Origin of the sequence: Frigoribacterium endophyticum, assembly GCF_011759585.1 — a bacterium.
GTDB lineage: Bacteria > Actinomycetota > Actinomycetes > Actinomycetales > Microbacteriaceae > Frigoribacterium > Frigoribacterium endophyticum.
Window position 1 is genome coordinate 995,056 of sequence record NZ_JAAOYV010000002.1, and the last position, 17,855, is coordinate 1,012,910.

11 protein-coding genes are annotated in these 17,855 nt (G+C 74.3%); 5 read left to right on the plus strand and 6 right to left on the minus strand.

The features are described from left to right. The first annotated feature begins 45 nt into the window (after positions 1-45). From FHR77_RS11995 to FHR77_RS12005, 3 genes are all read left to right on the plus strand, one after another. The gene (locus FHR77_RS11995; protein WP_167260499.1) at positions 46-4,995 is read left to right on the plus strand and encodes an Lhr family ATP-dependent helicase; all 4,950 of its coding nucleotides are present in this window, start codon (positions 46-48) and stop codon (positions 4,993-4,995) included. 9 nt (positions 4,996-5,004) lie between these two features. Further along, the gene (locus tag FHR77_RS12000; RefSeq protein ID WP_167260501.1) at positions 5,005-5,781 is read left to right on the plus strand and encodes a DNA-formamidopyrimidine glycosylase family protein; all 777 of its coding nucleotides are present in this window, start codon (positions 5,005-5,007) and stop codon (positions 5,779-5,781) included. Positions 5,782-5,988: 207 nt separating this feature from the next. Next, positions 5,989-6,648: a peroxiredoxin-like family protein gene (locus tag FHR77_RS12005; RefSeq protein ID WP_056057606.1), complete on the plus strand. Its 660-nt coding sequence runs from the start codon at positions 5,989-5,991 to the stop codon at positions 6,646-6,648. Between the two features lie 91 nt (positions 6,649-6,739). Here FHR77_RS12005 and FHR77_RS12010 read toward each other — a convergent pair whose 3' ends face one another. Together FHR77_RS12010 and FHR77_RS12015 are read right to left on the minus strand one after the other, a co-directional pair. Then, positions 6,740-7,279, minus strand: a complete 540-nt coding sequence (locus tag FHR77_RS12010) for a GNAT family N-acetyltransferase (RefSeq protein WP_167260503.1) — start codon at positions 7,277-7,279, stop codon at positions 6,740-6,742. Between the two features lie 23 nt (positions 7,280-7,302). Then, entirely contained in the window at positions 7,303-8,808 is a 1,506-nt protein-coding gene (locus tag FHR77_RS12015; protein ID WP_056057609.1) for an APC family permease, read from the minus strand. A gap of 140 nt (positions 8,809-8,948) precedes the next feature. On the opposite strand from FHR77_RS12015, the gene FHR77_RS16675 reads away from it, so the two are divergent. Further along, entirely contained in the window at positions 8,949-10,754 is a 1,806-nt protein-coding gene (locus tag FHR77_RS16675) for an outer membrane protein assembly factor BamB family protein (RefSeq protein ID WP_167260505.1), read from the plus strand. Between the two features lie 18 nt (positions 10,755-10,772). Here the strand turns inward: FHR77_RS16675 and FHR77_RS12025 are convergent, their stop codons facing one another. Next, positions 10,773-10,922, minus strand: a complete 150-nt coding sequence (locus tag FHR77_RS12025) for a hypothetical protein (RefSeq protein ID WP_156370137.1) — start codon at positions 10,920-10,922, stop codon at positions 10,773-10,775. Between the two features lie 175 nt (positions 10,923-11,097). On the opposite strand from FHR77_RS12025, the gene FHR77_RS12030 reads away from it, so the two are divergent. Beyond that, on the plus strand, positions 11,098-12,801 hold the full coding sequence (locus tag FHR77_RS12030) for an outer membrane protein assembly factor BamB family protein (RefSeq protein ID WP_167260507.1): 1,704 nt from the start codon (positions 11,098-11,100) through the stop codon (positions 12,799-12,801). A 25-nt stretch (positions 12,802-12,826) separates the two neighbouring features. On the opposite strand, the gene FHR77_RS12035 is transcribed toward FHR77_RS12030, so the two are convergent. From FHR77_RS12035 to FHR77_RS12045, 3 genes are all read right to left on the minus strand, one after another. Further along, positions 12,827-14,872, minus strand: coding sequence for a glycosyl hydrolase (locus FHR77_RS12035; protein WP_167260509.1), 2,046 nt, complete (start codon positions 14,870-14,872; stop codon positions 12,827-12,829). A 77-nt stretch (positions 14,873-14,949) separates the two neighbouring features. Further along, on the minus strand, positions 14,950-15,681 hold the full coding sequence (locus FHR77_RS12040; protein WP_056057626.1) for an efflux RND transporter periplasmic adaptor subunit: 732 nt from the start codon (positions 15,679-15,681) through the stop codon (positions 14,950-14,952). Continuing rightward, positions 15,678-17,753, minus strand: a complete 2,076-nt coding sequence (locus tag FHR77_RS12045) for a glycosyltransferase family 2 protein (protein ID WP_243861662.1) — start codon at positions 17,751-17,753, stop codon at positions 15,678-15,680. Before FHR77_RS12045 ends, FHR77_RS12040 begins: the two co-directional genes overlap by 4 nt. Positions 17,754-17,855: the final 102 nt, after the last annotated feature.

Genomic DNA, 17,855 nt, shown 5'->3' on the forward strand with positions numbered 1-17,855 from the left:
CCGCCCGGCCGGTTGTCGGGGGTGCAGGGCAGGATGGCCTGCACGATGACCGACGTGCTCGAGAAGTTCTCCCCCGCGACCCGCGAGTGGTTCCGCGGTGCCTTCCCGGCGCCCACGCTCGCCCAGGTCGGGGCCTGGGAGGCCATCAGCGCCGGCGACGACGCCCTCGTGATCGCGCCGACCGGGTCGGGCAAGACCCTCGCGTCGTTCCTCTGGTCGATCGACACGCTCGCCAGCGGGCCCGCCCCCGAGGCGCGCGAGAACCGCACGCGGGTGCTCTACATCTCGCCCCTCAAGGCCCTCGGCGTCGACGTCGAGCGCAACCTCCGCTCGCCCCTCGTCGGCATCACCCAGACCGCGCGACGCCTCGGCATCGAGGCGCCCGAGCTGACCGTGGGCGTGCGGTCGGGCGACACCTCGTCGGGCGACCGCCGCCTCCTGCAGCGCACCCCGCCCGACATCCTCATCACGACCCCCGAGTCGCTGTACCTGATGCTCACCTCCGCGGCCCGCGAGAACCTCAAGGGCGTGCACACCGTGATCGTCGACGAGGTGCACGCCGTCGCCGCCACCAAGCGCGGCGCCCACCTCGCGCTCTCGCTCGAGCGCCTCGACGGCCTGCTCGACAAGCCCGCCCAGCGCATCGGGCTCTCCGCGACGGTCCGCCCGCCGGAGGAGGTGGCGCGCTTCCTCTCCGGCCGCAAGACCGTGACGATCGTGAACCCCCGGTCGGAGAAGACCTTCGACCTCAAGGTCGTCGTGCCGGTCGACGACATGACCGAGCTCGGCACGGCCGCGCCGCTCGAGGGCTCGGCCGCGGGGTCGGCCCCGCAGGGCTCGATCTGGCCGCACGTCGAGGAGGGCATCGTCGACCTGATCCTCGACCACCGGTCGACGATCGTCTTCTCGAACTCCCGTCGGCTGGCCGAGCGCCTCACGGCCCGCCTCAACGACATCTACCTCGAACGGACGGGCGGTGACGAGGCCGTCGCCGAGTCGAGGTCGACCACGGTCGGCCGCGAGCTGGTCGCCGTGGTCGCGGCCGCCGGGGCGGTCGGCGACGAGGCCGACCTGGCCGTCGACCCCTTCGCGCCTGCCGCACCGGCTGCCCCGGGGCGGAACCCCGCGGTCGGAGGCGGTGCTCCCGCCCAGCTGATCGGCGGCAGCGGGCAGACCCAGGGCTCCGAGCCGCTGCTCGCCCGCGCGCACCACGGCAGCGTCTCGAAAGACCAGCGCGCCCTCATCGAGGACGACCTGAAGAGCGGGCGCCTGCGCTGCGTCGTCGCCACCAGCTCGCTCGAGCTCGGCATCGACATGGGCGCCGTCGACCTCGTCATCCAGGTCGAGTCGCCGCCGTCGGTCGCCAGCGGCCTGCAGCGCATCGGCCGCGCCGGGCACCAGGTCGGCGAGACCTCGCGGGGCGTGATGTTCCCGAAGCACCGTGCCGACCTCATCCACTCGGCGGTCGCGGCCGAGCGCATGGTCGCCGGTCTGATCGAGGAGCTCCGGGTGCCGACCAACCCGCTCGACGTGCTCGCCCAGCAGACCGTCGCCGCGGTCGCGCTCGACGAGATCGACGCCGACGAGTGGTTCGACACCGTGCGCCGCAGCGCCCCCTTCGCGACCCTGCCCCGGTCGGCCTACGACGCGACGCTCGACCTGCTCAGCGGCAAGTACCCGTCCGACGAGTTCGCCGAGCTGCGGCCCCGCATCGTCTGGGATCGTGTGCACGGCACGCTGACCGGCCGGCCCGGCGCTCAGCGGCTCGCCGTCACGAGCGGCGGCACCATCCCCGACCGCGGTCTCTTCGGGGTCTTCATGGTCGGCGAGAAGGCCGCCCGCGTCGGCGAGCTCGACGAGGAGATGGTCTACGAGTCACGCGTCGGCGACGTCTTCGCGCTCGGCGCGACGAGCTGGCGCATCGAGGACATCACGCACGACCGCGTGCTCGTCTCCCCCGCCTACGGCCAGCCCGGCCGCGTCCCGTTCTGGAAGGGCGACGGCATCGGCCGCCCCGCCGAGCTCGGCCGCGCGATCGGCGGGTACCTCCGCGAGCTCGCGGGCTCGTCGGCCGACGACGCCGCGGCGCGGGTCGCGGCCGGCGGCCTCGACGAGCGGGCCGCCAAGAACCTCATCGCCTTCATCGCCGAGCAGCGCGAGGTCGCGGGCCACGTGCCCACCGACACGACCCTCGTCGTCGAGCGCTTCCGCGACGAACTCGGCGACTGGCGTCTCATCCTCCACTCCCCCTACGGCATGCAGGTCCACGCGCCCTGGGCCCTGGCGGTGTCGGCCCGCATCCGCGACCAGCTCGGGGTCGACGGCGGCGCCATGGCGGCCGACGACGGGATCGTCGTGCGCATCCCCGACACCGACGCCGAGCCTCCCGGGGCCGACCTCTTCCGCTTCGAGCCCGACGAGCTCGACGACATCGTCACCGAGGAGGTCGGCGGCTCGGCGCTCTTCTCCTCGCGCTTCCGCGAGTGCGCCGCCCGTGCCCTGCTCCTGCCCCGGTACAACCCCGGCCGTCGGTCGCCGCTCTGGCAGCAGCGCCAGCGGGCCTCGCAGCTGCTCGACGTCGCGCGCAAGTACCCGCAGTTCCCGATCGTGCTGGAGGCGGTGCGCGAGGTCCTGCAGGACGTGTACGACCTGCCCGCCCTGATGAGCCTCACCCGGGAGCTCGAGACCCGCGCCGTGCGCGTGGTCGAGACCGAGACCGAGGTGCCGTCGCCCTTCGCTCGCTCGCTCCTCTTCGGCTACGTCGCGGCGTTCATGTACGAGGGCGACTCGCCCCTCGCCGAGCGCCGGGCGGCCGCGCTCTCGCTCGACTCCACCCTCCTGCAGGAGCTCCTCGGCCGCGCCGAGCTCCGCGAGCTGCTCGACGCCGACGTCATCGACCAGCACGAGCTCGAGCTGCAGCGGCTCGCGCCCGACCGTCGGGCCCGCGACGTCGAGGGCGTCGTCGACCTGCTCCGCCTGCTCGGGCCCCTCACCACCGCCGAGATCGTCGAGCGCAGCTGGCTGGCCGAGACGGCGGGGTCGGCGGCGGCGGAGCCCGACGACGAGGCCCTCGGCAAGCTCGAGGCCGCGCTGACCGACCTAGCGCGGTCGAACCGCGTGCTGCGGTTCACGCACGCCGGCGTCGAGCGCTGGGCCGGCATCGAGGACGCCTCGCGCCTCCGCGACGCCCTCGGGGTGGCCCTGCCCATCGGCGTGCCGACCGCGTTCGTCGAGCCCGTCGACGACCCGCTCGGCGACCTCGTCGGCCGCTTCGCCCGCACCCACGCTCCGTTCACGCCGCTCGCCGTCGCCGAGCGGCTCGGCCTCGGCACGGCCGTCGTGCTCGAGACCCTGCGCCGGCTCGGCGTGCAGCGGCGCGTCGTCGAGGGCGAGTTCCGCCCGAAGCACCAGGGCAGCGAGTGGTGCGACGCCGAGGTGCTGCGCCGCCTGCGCAGCCGCTCGCTCGCGGCGCTCCGCCACGAGGTCGAGCCCGTCGCTCCCGACACGCTCGGGCGCTTCCTGCCCGCCTGGCAGCACGTCGCCACGGGCACCAAGGGCAGCGGCCTGCGGGGGCTCGACGGCGTCGTCCAGGTCATCGACCAGCTCAGCGGGGTCGCGCTGCCGGCCTCCGCGTGGGAGTCGCTCATCCTGCCCGCCCGCGTCACCGACTACTCCAGCGGCATGCTCGACGAGCTGACCGCGACGGGCGAGGTCATCTGGTCGGGCTCCGGCAGCCTGGCCGGCAACGACGGCTGGGTCAGCCTGCACCTCGCCGACGGCGCCCAGGTGACCCTGCCCGAGCCGCTCGGCACCGACACCGACGAGCTGCAGCGCGAGGTGCTCGCCGCGCTGGCCGGCGGCGGCGCCTACTTCTTCCGCCAGCTCTCCGACGCGGTGGGCAGCACCGACGACGACGCCCTGGTCACCGCCATCTGGGATCTCGTCTGGGCCGGGCAGATCACGAACGACACCTTCGCCCCGCTCCGCACCCAGGTCGGCGGCAAGGCGCCCCGGCCGCGCACGCCGACCCGCTCGCGCTCGTCGTACCGGAGCCGCGGGCGCGTCACGATGCCCCGGCAGGCGGGGCCGCCGACGGTCGGCGGGCGCTGGTCGCTGCTGCCGCTCGCCGAGCCCGACGCGACGGTGCGCGCCGCCGCGATGGCGGAGATCCTGCTCGAGCGGCACGGCGTGGTCACGCGGGGCGCGGTCGCGAACGAGGGCGTGCGCGGCGGGTTCTCGACGGTCTACAAGGTGCTGAGCGGCTTCGAGGAGTCGGGCCGGGCACGGCGCGGCTACTTCGTCGAGGGGCTCGGCGCGGCGCAGTTCGCCACCGGCCCGACCGTCGACCGGCTGCGCTCGTTCGTGCGCGACGAGACCGACCGCCGCGACGACGACGCCCTCGCCGCCGCGGGGCGCGGGCGCGAGATCCCCGTCGTGACGCTCGCGGCGACCGACCCCGCGAACCCGTACGGCGCCGCGCTGCCCTGGCCGGGGCAGGCGCCCGAGGGCGTGCTCGACCCGACCCCCGGCGGGAAGCCGTCGGCGGCCGGTGGCGCGGCCGCGGCCGGCGGCGGCACGGCGGACGCCACGACGAGCGCGGCGACCGCGGCGACCGCGGCGACCGCGACGGGCGGTGCCGGCGCCGGCGCCGGCGTCGGCACGGCGACCACCGCCTCAGCAGCGTCGACGCCCGCCAGCAAGAAGAAGGCGGGCCACCGGCCCGGGCGCAAGGCCGGGTCGCTCGTCGTGCTGGTCGACGGCCGTCTCACGATCTACGTCGAGCGCGGGGGCAAGACGATCCTCACCTTCGGCGAGCCCGACGACCGAGAGCTTGCCCTCGCGGCGGGCTCGCTCGCCTCGGTCGTGCGGTCACGGCTCGGCAAGCTCGCGGTCGAGCGCGTCGACGGCGAGTTCGTGCTCGGCACCCCGTTCGGCGACGCCCTGCGCGACGCGGGGTTCGCCCCGACGCCCAGCGGCGTCCGGCTCAGGTCGTAGAGGGCACCGATGCCCGAGGGAGACACCGTCTACCGCGCCGCGAAGAACCTCGACGCGGTGCTGCACGGCCAGACGCTCACGGCGAGCGACTTCCGGGTGCCCGCGTTCGCCACGGTCGACCTCAGCGGCGAGGTCGTCGACGACGTGATCAGCCGCGGCAAGCACCTGCTGCACCACATCGGCGGCCTGACCCTGCACACGCACCTCAAGATGGAGGGCTCCTGGCACATCTACCGCCGGGGCACCCGCTGGCGTCGCCCCGCGCACCAGGCGCGCGTCGTGCTCGAGACCGACGAGTGGGTGACCGTCGGGTTCGACCTCGGCGTCGTCGAGCTCGTCGAGCGCGACCCGGAGGACAGCGTCACGGCGTACCTCGGCCCCGACCTGCTCGGCCCCGACTGGGACGCCGGGCGGGCCCTCACGAACCTCGAGGCCGACCCGGCCCGCGAGGTGGGCCTCGCGCTGCTCGACCAGCGGGTGCTCGCCGGCGTCGGCAACGTGTACCGGGCCGAGATCTGCTTCCTCCGCGGGGTGCTGCCCACCCGGCCCGTGGGCGAGGTGGCGAACCGCGCGAAGGTGATCGACCTGGCGCACCGGCTCATCGTCGCCAACAAGGACAGGGTGGAGCGCACCACGACCGGCACCCTCCGCGGCACGACCGACTGGGTCTACGGCCGGGCCGGCAAGCCCTGCCTCCGCTGCGGCACGAAGATCCTCCGCGGCGAGCTCGGCGAGTCCGAGCTCGAGCTGCGCGACACCTACTGGTGCCCGCGCTGCCAGACCTGAGCTGACCCGACCCGACCTGAACCGGCTCGATCTGGGCTGACGGCCCGACCGGGCCCGACCCGACCGGGCCCGATCCGACCGGGCCGACCCGCGACTCCCCCCGTCTTCGTGACGAACCGTGACGCTCACGCGGGTCACGCCGAGGAGGCGACCGTACAGTCGGCAGCACCCGGTCCGCACCCGACGCGGACCCGCCAGGAGGTCGTCATGACGTCATCGTCCATCGCCGAGCAGGTCAGCACCTTCAACGAGGGCTTCACCGCGCAGATCGGCCCCGAGCTCTCGGCCGTCTTCGACGCCGAGCAGCAGGCGCTCACCGCCGCCGGCCGCCCGGACGACGCCGTCGGGGTCGGCGACCAGCTGGTCGACGCGACCCTTCTCACACCCGAGGGCGCCGAGGTGTCGCTGGCGACCGTCGTCGGCGAGGGCCCCGCGGTGCTCGTCTTCTACCGCGGCGCCTGGTGCCCGTACTGCAACCTCACGCTCAAGACCTACCAGGAGCAGCTGCTGCCGACCCTCCGCGACCGCGGCGTCGGCCTCGTCGCGATCAGCCCGCAGACGCCCGAGGGCTCCGAGCTCGCGACGAGCAACGGCAGCCTCGACTTCCCCGTGCTCTCCGACCCGGGCAACGTGCTCAGCCGCGCCCTGGGCATCGTGACCGAGCCGACCGCCGAGGCCCGCGCCGCCCACACGCAGCTGGGCTTCGACGTCGCCGACAGCAACGCCGACGCGACGGGCGACATCCCCTTCCCCACGGTGCTCGTGGTCGACGGCGACGGCCGCGTCGTGTTCGCCGACGTGCACGTCGACTACACGACCCGCACCGAGGTCGACGAGGTCGTGGCCGCGCTCGACCTGCTGCCGTAGCGCGGGGGCGCCCCCGTCGTCGAGGTGCCCCGTCCTGGGTCCTGCCTCCGCTCGGGGGCCCAGGACGGGCCGCCTCCACGCCGAGTGGGGCTCAGGAGGCGCGCTGCGGCCCCCGGCGGAGCACCAGCTCCAGCCCGTCCACCTCGTCGACCTGCTCGCCCACCAGCACGAAGCCGTGCGACCGCGCCAGGGCCAGCGAGGGCGCGTTGTCGGGGCTGACGCTCGCGCGCACCGACCGCACGGCGGGAGCGGCGTCGCAGAACGCGAGCACCGCCTCCAGCACCTGTGCCCCGACGCCCCGGCCGCGCAGCTCGGGCAGCACGGTGTACGACACCTCGACCTCTCCGTCGGCGTCGGGTCGGCCGTGGAACCCGGTGTGGCCGACGACCTGCCCGTCACGGGTGGCGACCCAGGCGACCCAGGGCTCGTCGCGCTCGTCGGCGAGGATCTGCTCGAGGCGGATCGCCCAGAGCCAGCCGTCGTCGAGGAAGGCCGCCGGCAGCTCGACGCCGATCGCCACCGACGCGAGGGCCAGGTCGCCCGCGACGAGCGCGTCGACCGCACGCAGGCCGAGGGGCCCCACGGCGACGGCGTGCTGCCGTGCTGCCGGGGGGCCCTCGGGTGTCGTCATGCGGTCAGCCTAGGGCGGGCCCGCTACTGCTCTCCGCGCCCCACCCGCGAGTGGCGACGGCCGTAGGCGAAGTACACGACGACGCCGATCACGAGCCACACCGCGAAGCGCGCCCAGGTGAGCGTCGTGAGGTTGAGCATCAGCCACACGCAGAGCGCGGCCGAGAGGATCGGCAGCACCGGCGACCACGGCACGCGGAAGGCGCGCGGCAGGTCGGGGCGCTGGCGGCGCAGCACGATCACGCCGATGCTCACCAGCACGAAGGCCGAGAGGGTGCCGATGTTGATCATCTCCTCGAGCACGCCGACGTCGGTGAGGCCGGCGATCAGCGCGACGACGACGCCGGCCAGCACCTGCACGCGCACGGGCGTGCCGCGCTTGGCCGAGGTCTTGGCGAGGCCGCGGGGCAGCAGGCCGTCGCGGCTCATCGAGAAGACGATGCGGGCGAGGCCGAGCAGCAGCACCATGATGACGGTGGTGAGGCCGATCAGGGCGCCGACCGCGATGACCTTGGCGGCCCAGTCGACGCCGACCAGCTCGAACGCCGTCGCGAGGTTCGGGGTCTCGCTGGCGGCGAGGTCGCGGTACGACACCATTCCGGTCAGCACGATCGCGACGAGCACGTAGAGCAGCGTCACGATGCCGAGGCCGAGGAAGATGCCGCGGGGAAGGGTCTTCTGCGGGTCCTTGACCTCCTCGGCGCTCGTCGCGACGATGTCGAACCCGATGAAGGCGAAGAAGACGAGAGAGGCGCCGGCCAGCAGGCCGAACACGCCGTACTGCGCGGGAGCCGCGCCGCTGAGGAAGGAGAACAGCGACTGCGTCCACGCGTCGGTGCTGCCCTCGCCCGTGCGGGGCTGCGAGGCGGGCACGAACGGCGTGTAGTTCGAGGCCTTGACGAAGAAGAACCCGACGACGATCACGAACAGCACGATGCCGACCTTGATCACCGTGAAGACGCCGCCGACGCGCGAGCTGAGCTGCGTGCCGAGCACGAGCAGCACCGTGAAGACGGCGACGATGAGGAAGGGGCCCCAGCTGAGGTCGACCGGCCCGAGGGCGATCGTGTCGGGCAGCGGCACGCCGAACTGCTCGAACACCGTGCTGAGGTAGATGCCCCAGTACTTGGCGAGCACGGCGGCGCCGGTGAGCGTCTCGAGGATGAGGTCCCACCCGATGATCCAGGCGAGGAACTCGCCCATGGTCGCGTAGGTGAAGGTGTACGCGCTGCCCGCGACGGGGATGGTGGAGGCGAACTCGGCGTAGCACATGATCGCCAGCCCGCAGGTGACGGCGGCGAGGATGAACGAGATGATGACGCCCGGCCCGGCGAAGTTCGCGGCGGCGTTCGCGCCGACCGAGAAGATGCCGGCGCCGACGGCGACCGCGATGCCCATCAGGGTCAGGTCGGTGACGCCGAGCGAGCGCTTGAGCTTGCTCTCGCCCTCGAGCGAGTCCTGGATCGAGGCCTCGACCGACTTCGTGCGCCAGAGGCTGCGCGACCCGGGGCCGTGGGTGGGTGCGGTCATGTCGTCTCCTCGCTCGACCTGCGCCGCCCCGGCCGGAGCGACCCGCCATGCTACCCAGCAGACAGGCCCCGTGACGACGGGGCGGCCGGGCTGGGTCGGCTCCGTGGTGCCGGCCGCACCGCGACTCCTACGATGGCCGGGTGGACGACGACGAACGCGGGGCCTGGCAGCCGACCCCGCCGCCGCGCCCCGACGTGGCGTGGGAGTCGCGGGTCGGCCAGGGCAGCGGGCCCGCCCCCGCAGACGCCCCCGCCCGCACCGTCGGCCGCGAGCCGCACGCCGACGCCGACGCGGCCGCCGCCCCCGCCGCCGGCACGTCGCCTCCCCCGCCCCCGTCGCGCCTCGCCGCCGCCGCGGCGTCCGTCGCCGCCGCCGCCCGCGCCGGCTGGGCCCGCCAGGGACGCGGCCACCGCCTCGCCCTGGTCGGCGTCGCCCTCGTCGCCGCGACCGTGCTCGTGACGACGGGCGGCGTGCTCGCCCGCCCGAGCTGGGCGCCCCTCGCCGCCCCCGGCGCCGCCGTCGACGAGCTGCGCGGCCCGCCCACCGACGGCCTCTGGCGCACCGACCTCGGCGCCGCCTTCGACCTCGACCTCTCCGACCAGTGCACCTCGCTCGAGGTGGTCGCCGACGTCGGCGCCGACGACGTCGTGGTCGGCACGCGCTCCCAGGGCTACGGGGACGGCTCGCCCTGCGGCGGCACCGGCGGCCGCCTGCTGCGGCTCGACACCCGCACCGGCGAGCTGCGCTGGGGGCTCGACCTCGGCGCCGAGCTCGGGCTGGCCGTCACGGGCGCCCGCGCCGCGGTCGCCGCCGACGGCGAGACGGCCCTCGTCTCGGCCGACGGCGTCTGGGGGCGCACCTCCGGCACGGTCGCCCGCGTCGACACGACCGACGGCCACGTCGTCGAGCGACTCGACGACGCGGCCGCCGGGCTCGCCCCCGGCACCCTGCTCGAGGCGCTCCAGGTCGAGGGCGACGCCGTGCTCACGTCGGCCACCGACCTCGACCGCTACGACCCGGGCGGGGGCCTCGAGCTCGGCCCGGGCGACGCCGACCGGCTCACCCTCTTCGCCGCCGACGACCTGTCGCGCCCGGTCTGGTCGGGGCTCGGCGCGAGCGCCTCGCAGGCCTGGCTGGTCGGGGGCACGCTCGTGGCGCAGCTCGTCGACCCCGCGGCCTACGCCGTCGACGCGGAGGACGCGGTGGCCGACGCCGTCTGGTCGACCGTCGACGTGGGCACGGGCCAGGCGCAGCCGCTGCCCGGCGAGGCGCGCGACCTCGGCAGCGTCGAGGCCTGGGGCGACCGGCTCGTGCTCGGGCGGCAGGTCTCGTCGGCGGGCGACTCGGTCGTCTCGCTGGTCGACCCCGTCGAGGGCCCGGTCTGGTCGCGCGACCTGCCGCCCGGCACCTGGACCCGGCTCAGCGCCGGCTGCCTCGTCGTCTCGGACGACTCGGGCACCGTGACCTGCGTCGACCCCGACACCGGCCGGGCCCGCTGGAGCCGGGAGCTCGAGACCGACGACGAGGGCCGGGCGGCGAGCTCCGGCTTGACGGTGAACGGCTGGGTGGTGCCCGGGTCGGGCACGCCCGAGGAGTCGGTGGTCGTCTCGACGGCACCCGGCCAGATCGAGGAGTCTTCGGAGGGCGAGACCGACCCCGTGTGGATCGTCGACCCGGCCACGGGCGAGACCCGCCTCGACCTGACGCTGCCCTCGGCGTCGGTGGTGGTCGCGGCCTCGCGGACGACCGGCTACGCCCTGCGCAGCTGGTGGAGCTCCGACTCCCCGCCCGCGGTCACGGCCTTCGACCTCGCCGACGGCCGGACCCTCTGGACGCACGAGATCGGCACGACCGGCTCGCTGTCGCCGTTCTGGCGCCGCACGCTCGTGACCGTCGACGACGGCGTCGCCCGGGGCCTGGCCGACGACGTGCACCTGCCCGGCTGACCCCACCAGCGGGAGCGCTCAGCGCACCAGCATCGGGAAGACGAACACCGCGAACAGGAAGAACGCGGCCGTCACGGCGAAGAGCACGTACGTGCCGCGGCCCACGGCGGCCTGCCCCTGGGCCTCGCGGCGGCGCATCACGCGGCGGCGGTAGACGACCTGGAGCACGATCAGGACGACCGCGGCGACGGCCAGGATCGTGACGACGAGGGCTTCGATGGGACTGCTCCGTTCGGGGGCGGCGGGCTGCCAGCCTACCGGCCGCGGCCCGGGCGACCGGTGGGCTCGTACGATGGCGCTGCACGAGGAGGCGCGGTGCGCGACCCCGAGGACGGAGGGCCAGGTGACCGAGGCTCCGTGGCGCCCGCCCCGCCCGCCCCGCGGCGACGACCCCTGGTCGGCCGGCGCCGACGACGCCCGCCGCGCCGAGCCGCTCGCCTCCGCCGACCCGGCCCCCGACGACGCCCGCCCGGCCGGCGCCGCCCGCCCCGCCGACCGCGACGCGACCCGACGGCCGTGGCCGCGCCTCCTGCGGGGCCCGCACCGCGCCTCCCGGGGCCGTCGCCTGCTGCTCGCGGCCGGCGCCACCCTCCTCGCGACGACGCTCGTCGTCACGGCCGGGGTCGTCACGCAGCCGCGCTACCCCGTCGGCCGGCCGCTCGGGGGCGTCGTCGTCGACGAGCTGCGCCGGCTGCCGTCGCCCGACGGCTGGGTGCTGACGCCCGACCGGCTGGGCGTCGACGGGGTCGACACCGCCTGCCTCGACTACACCGTGATCGGCCGGGTCGGCGGCGGGTCGCCCGACCTGCTCGTCGCCACGAGCACGCAGCTGACCACCGTGCTCGGCGTCTGCGACGACCGCGACGGCCTCGGGGAGCGCGTCGCGCGGCTCGACCCCGGCACCGGCACCGTGCGCTGGTCGCTCGACTCGGACGCGGTGGGAGGCGGCGGCGGGGCCCTGCAGGTCTGGCCCAGCACCCGACGCGGCGACCTGCTGCTCAGCACCGGCGCGTTCGGGGGCTTCGGCGTCTCGGAGTCCGGCTTCGCCCGCGTCGACCTCGACACGGGCGAGCTGCTCGAGGTGCAGGCGACCGAGGCCGGGCTGCGCCGCGTCGTCGACGCGAACGACGAGTGGGTGCTCGTCCGCACCGACCCCGACCGGAGGGGCGACCGGGGCACGTCGTTCGTCGACGGCGACTCGCGGAGCCGGCTCGAGCTCTTCGCGCGCGACGACCTCGACGCGCCGACCTGGTCGGGGTCGACCTCCGACCAGGAGGACGTCGTGCTGCTCGACGACGCCGTGCTCGTCTTCGCCCGCGGCGCAGCCGTGCGGGTGGACGCCGCGAGCGGCGAGACGAGCCCGTGGGGCGACCGCTGGCGCACCCCCGTGACGCCCGTGCGGCGGGGCGAGCTGCTGGCCGTCGACTCCCCCGGCTCGGACGGTCGCGTCGACACGGCCGAGCTCGTGGTCTACGACCTCGACGGCACGGAGCTCTGGCGCCGCCGCCACGACGCCGACCGCACGCCGGTGCTCTCGGGCGGCTGCGTCGTCTTCTCCGGGCGGGACGCACTGTCGTGCGTCGACCGGCTGACCGGCGACGAGCGCTGGAGCGTGCCGCGCGACGACGACGACCGGGGCGTGCCGATCGTGCTCGAGCCCCCGGTCGGCCAGAGCGGGCGCGACGCCTTCGTGCGGACGTTCGTCCGGGCGCCGTCCGGCGACGACGACGGCGACCGGGTCGTGGCGATGATCGACGACGCCACGGGCGAGCAGCTGCTCGAGGCGGCCGTGCCGAACGAGTCGACCATGGAGCGCGCGTCGGAGTCGGTCGGCTACGCCTTCTCGCTGCTGCGCTACGCGAACACCGGCGACCTCGTGGGCCGCTCGGTGACCGCGTTCGACCTCAGCGACGGGCGGCGGCTCTGGCGAGCGGAGCCCGACGAGCTCGGCGTCGACGACCTGCAGTTCTGGGGCGGGGTGCTGGTGGGCATCGGCCGTGACGGCACCGTCCGCCGCTTCGGCGACCCCGTCCGCCTCGTCGGCTGACCGGGCGGACGGGGGGAGGCGCGGGTCAGCCCGCCGAGGCCGCCCCGGCGGCCAGGATGTACGCCATGGCGTACGACCGCGAGTTGCCGTTGTCGATCGCCGTGTCGGGCAGGGCGTCGAGCGTGGTCAGCGCCGAGGCGGCCGCGTCGGGCCCGGCCAGCGCCGAGTACATCAGGACGTAGTCGCCGAGGGCACCGGCGAAGCCGTCGGGGGCCGCCTCCGCGACCAGCGCGTCGACCTTCTCCGCGCCTCCCGCAGGCTCCGACCCCAGGTAGCCGATCGAGGTCGGCGACAGGGGGATCAGCTGGATGCCCGCGATGGCCGAGGGCTCGGCCGAGAACCAGGTGGCGTAGTCGCGCTTGCCGCCCCAGTTGAGCGAGACGACCTCGTGGTCGAAGCCCTCGAAGACCGGGTCGGAGAGGTCGGGCGCGACGTAGTAGGCCAGGGCCGACTGCGTCTCGGCGCTGAGCATCCACGACGCCTCGTCGCCCAGGGCGGCGTCGCCGCTCGCGGCGGCCCAGAGGGCGAGGCCGGAGTAGGCCGTGACGGCCTCGGACGACGACTCCTGGTTGTTGCCGTCGGCGAAGGGCGAGTAGCCGCTCGCCCAGCTGTGCGACCAGTAGGGGTCGAACGCACGGCGGTCGGGGAACGAGCCGTTCTGCGCGCCGGAGGCGATGTCGGCGGCGAGCAGGTCCATCACGGGCTGCCAGCGCTCGGCGAGGGCGGGGTCGTCGGCGGCCATGACGCCGGCCGCGTAGAGGAAGTAGCCGTAGTGGAAGTAGTGGTCGTTGAACTCCTCGGAGCCGAACGACACGGCCTTGCCGACGACGCCCTTCACCACGGGGTCGTAGACGAAGCACTCCTGGTCGCGGGTCTCGCAGCCGGCCGGGTCCGTCCACAGGTCGAGCTCGTCGACGATGGCCTTCTTCAGCGTTGCCGCCGACTCGTCGTCGCCGAGCTGCACGGCGAGCTGCCAGAGCATCGAGGCCCGGTAGAGCGACTTGCCGCCGAAGTAGGTGTCGGCCGCGAAGGTGGGCAGGGCCGCGACGTCCTTCGTCAGCTGCTCGCCGACGGCGGTCTTCTGCTCGTCGGTCAGGCTGCCGAGGTCGAGGCTCGCGGCGGGCGCCGTGGTCGGCGCGTCGAAGGTCAGCGAGCTGCCGACCGCCAGGGGCACGGTGCCGTAGACGGTCTCGTAGCGGAGGCCGGTGTCGGTGCCGCCGGAGACCTTCGCGGTCTGCCCCTGGTGGGGCGCCGCGACGACGAGGGTGTCGCCGCCCGCGGCCGTGGCGTAGGCGAGCTCGGTGGTGGTGACCGCGTCATCGCCCTCGCCGGAGGACGACCACGACGTCGCGACGCCGGTCAGCGGCGAGGCGGCCGCGTCGAGCACGGTCGAGACCTGCTCGGACGACGCCCCGGCGGGGATCGCGACGAGCACGACGCTGCCGCCCTCGTCGAGGTCGACGCTGGTGCCGTCGAGCGTGCCGCCGTCGACGACGACGCCCCAGGTGGAGTCGCCGACCTCGATCGTGCCGCGGCCGTCGCCGGCGGCCGTCACGGCGGCGCCGAGGGTGTCGGTCTGGGCCGAGGCCGCCGTGTACGACACGGTCGGCGAGCCCTGGGCGACCACGGTGTGGCCGAGCACGGCGTCGCCGTCGCGGTGCTCGACCGTGACGGAGACCTCGTCGTACGCGCTGACGACGGACTCGGTCGCGCCGAGGTCGAGCGTCACGTCCGGCAGGGCCGGCCCGACGATCGCCGTGGGCGAGGTGACCGGCTGCGGCATGCCGGCGGCGATGCCGTCGTCGGTCAGCTGGAACGAGATCGGGTACGGGAAGACCGGCATGGGGGCGTCGCCGAAGACGAGGCCGGAGAACCACTTGTTCGTCGGCGGCACCAGGCCGTCGGCGAGGCGCATCGTGGGCACGTCGCCGACCGACTCCTGCGGCAGGGTCTCGACCAGCGGGTCGACCTGCGACGCGGGGAACACGCCGCCCGTCGGGGGCGTGGAGTCGTCGGGCGTGGCCGTGCCGCCGTCGGGCGACGCGCTGCCGCTGGTGCAGCCGGCGAGCACGAGGGCCCCGGCGGCGGCGAGGGCGACGCCCGAGAGGAGGCGGGAGGCGGCGGGGCGGGGGGTGCGTGCGCTGATGGTCAGATGCCGATCTGTCGGAGGAAGCCCTGCACGGCGTCGGTCGGGCCCGCGAGGACGCCGTCGTCGCGGAGGTGGAGCTTGGCGGTGACTGGCGTGCCGGGGCTGACGAGCCCGCCGAAGGAGCCCTGGACGAGCTCGTCGCTGGCGACCTGGAGGGTCGTCTCGGCGCTGCCGTCCTGGGTCTCGACGGTCACCTCGGAGACGGTGCCGACCACCGAGGTCTGGTTCGGCAGCTGGAGGTCGACGACGGCGCCGGGCACGATGCGCTCGTAGTCACGGGGCGTCAGCACGAAGTCGGCGCGGACGAACAGGGTGTCGGACTTGTCGATGGTGGCGAGCGAGGCGCCGGCCTGCACGAAGCTGCCCTCCTTGAGGGTGACGTCGGCGACCGTGCCGTCGACGGCGGCCTTGAGGGTGAGCAGGCCGTCGGCCGCGACCGAGTAGGTGGCCGTGTCGTAGGTGACGAGGCCCTTGTCGATGTCCTGCAGCAGCGAGAGGCTCTGCACCTCGAAGAGGGTGTCGCCCTCCTTCACGGTGTCGCCGTTCTCGACGTACGACTGCGTGATGGTGCCGCTGTAGTCGGAGCCCACGGAGTACTCCTGGGCCGCGATCTCGGCGCTGGTGCTGATGGCCTGCTGCTGGCGCTGCGTGAAGATCATCGTCGAGCCGGCGACGAGCACCAGCACGACCAGGATCCCGGCGGTGAGCTTGAGTCGGTTCATCCAGGTCATGAGGTGACCTCCTGCTTCTGCTTCTCGGCGGTCGAGCCGTCGGTGTCGTCGGTGCGGCGGGCGGCCTCACGGCGGCCGCGTCGGGTGGCGAGCGCCTGGGCGCCGACGAGCATCGCGTGGCGCTCGTCGTCGCGGGCGGCCTGCTCGGGGTCGTCGCTGGGGGTCATGTCGGCGAGGTGGCGCAGCTCCTGCAGCTCGCGCAGCTCCTCCGCCGAGCGGGGGGCGGGCCGCGACACCTGGGTGCGGGTCGGGGCGGCGGAGGGCGTCTCGTCGTGGAGCACGAGGGCCTCGGGCTCGGGCAGCTCGCCGCGCTTCGCCGCGCGGGCGTAGCGCTTGATGGCCCGGGCCTCGCGGCTGGCGGCCACCATGAAGGCGGTGAGGATGCCGGTGTTGAGGAGGTTCCACACCGTGGCCAGGGTCAGCACGCCGTTGTCGACGTCGCGCACGATGGCGACGAGGCTCGTCAGCGACAGGAAGACCCAGAACAGCACCTGCGGGATGATGAAGTTGAAGGGCGACGAGACCTTGCCGGCCCGCCCCGTGACGCTCCACGCCTCGTCCTTGCCGCTCAGCACGTTCCAGAGGGCCTTGACGTAGATCGGGAACGACACCGACGCGAGCATCAGCACCTCCCAGCGGAACGACCCGAGCGTGTAGAACGCGAGCACGATCTGCATGAGGTAGAAGCCGGCGTAGAAGAGGAACCACTGCAGCACCGAGATGTGCAGGTTCATCGGGCGGAGGTCGAAGAAGATCTCCATCGGCGGCACGAGCAGCAGCAGCAGGGGCGCGATGCCGGTGAGGTAGTTCGTCGCGGTGACGAAGTACTGGAGGCGCTGGTCCATCGTGAGGCGGCGGCGCGGGCTGAGCGGGAAGTGGCGGAAGAGGATCTCGAAGCCGCCGGTCGCCCAGCGGAGCTGCTGCTTGCTGTAGGCCTCGATGGTCTCGGGGGCGTCGCCCACGGCGAGCGTCAGCGGGATGTAGATCGAGCGCCAGCCGGCCTCGTGCAGGTGCAGGCTCGTCCAGACGTCCTCCGACTTGGAGTCGGTGTCGATGCCGCCGACCTCGTCGATGGCCTCGCGGCGGAAGATGACGTTGGTGCCGACGCAGAACGCGGCGTTGAAGCGGTTGCGGCCCGGCTGGATGAACCGGTAGAAGACCGTCTGCATGTAGCCCGCGCCGCGGCTGACGAGGCTCGTCAGGTTGCCGTAGGTCTGCGGGGTCTGGACGAAGGCGACCTTCTCGTCGACGAAGAACGGCACCGTCTCGAGCAGGAACCCCTCCTTCGGCACGAAGTCGGCGTCGAAGATGGCGAAGTAGTCGCCCTTGGCGATGGCCAGCGCGTGGTTGACGTTGCCGGCCTTGGCGCCGTTGCTGCTCAGGCGGCGGATGTAGCGGGCGCCGAGGGCGGCGGCGAGGTCGCGGACCTCGTCGCTGCGGCCGTCGTCGAGGACCCACGTGCGGTGGGCGCCCCGGAGCGCCAGCGCGGCCTTGACCGTCGTGGCGATCTTGGAGAGCTCCTCGCCGTAGACGGTGATGAAGACGTCGACCGTGACCTCGCGACCGTCGACGACCATCGGCCAGAGGTGCGGGGTGCCCTCGAGGCCGCGTCGCTCGATCTCGGCCTCGTCGAACAGCGTGTCCTGCGTGGCGTGGAAGTCGAAGTCGCGGGGGTCCTGACCGCCCGAGAGGATCGTCCACATGGCCAGCAGCGCCTGCACGACGAGGATCGCCTCGGCGACGATGATCATCGAGTAGGGCAGCAGGTCGCCGCGGTTGCTGGGGTTCAGCAGGAACTGCGCGTAGAGCAGGATGCCGAGGGTCGCGACCAGCACCAGCAGCACCATGACGGGGCTGTGGCTGCGCGTGCCCTCCGCCCGGGAGCGGACGGCCTCACGCTGCGCCGACACGGGTCGGCGGGTGCGGGCGGCGGGCTCGACGACGTCGGGTGTCAGGTGCCGCACGACGGCTCGGGAGGCTGTGTCGTGCGTGTCGTCGGGCCCGCCGCCGTGGCGGGGGCTCTCGTCGGTCGTGCCGGGGGTGCGCGGGACGTCGCGCATGGTTCGGGACATGCGTGTGCTTCTCCAGGTTCGGGCTGGGGAGACCGGGCGACTGGAGCGGGGTGAGCGCGCCGGACGTCCGGTGAGGGGCGTCGGCGACTCCGGCGACGAGGG

What these genes read in the sequence shown, in the direction of transcription:
- FHR77_RS11995 (WP_167260499.1), top strand. Translation starts at nt 46, where the DNA reads ATGACCGACGTGCTCGAGAAGTTCTCCCCCGCGACCCGCGAGTGGTTC.
- FHR77_RS12000 (WP_167260501.1), top strand. Translation starts at nt 5,005, where the DNA reads ATGCCCGAGGGAGACACCGTCTACCGCGCCGCGAAGAACCTCGACGCG.
- FHR77_RS12005 (WP_056057606.1), top strand. Translation starts at nt 5,989, where the DNA reads ATGACGTCATCGTCCATCGCCGAGCAGGTCAGCACCTTCAACGAGGGC.
- FHR77_RS12010 (WP_167260503.1), bottom strand. Translation starts at nt 7,279, where the DNA reads ATGACGACACCCGAGGGCCCCCCGGCAGCACGGCAGCACGCCGTCGCC.
- FHR77_RS12015 (WP_056057609.1), bottom strand. Translation starts at nt 8,808, where the DNA reads ATGACCGCACCCACCCACGGCCCCGGGTCGCGCAGCCTCTGGCGCACG.
- FHR77_RS12040 (WP_056057626.1), bottom strand. Translation starts at nt 15,681, where the DNA reads ATGACCTGGATGAACCGACTCAAGCTCACCGCCGGGATCCTGGTCGTG.
- FHR77_RS12045 (WP_243861662.1), bottom strand. Translation starts at nt 17,753, where the DNA reads ATGTCCCGAACCATGCGCGACGTCCCGCGCACCCCCGGCACGACCGAC.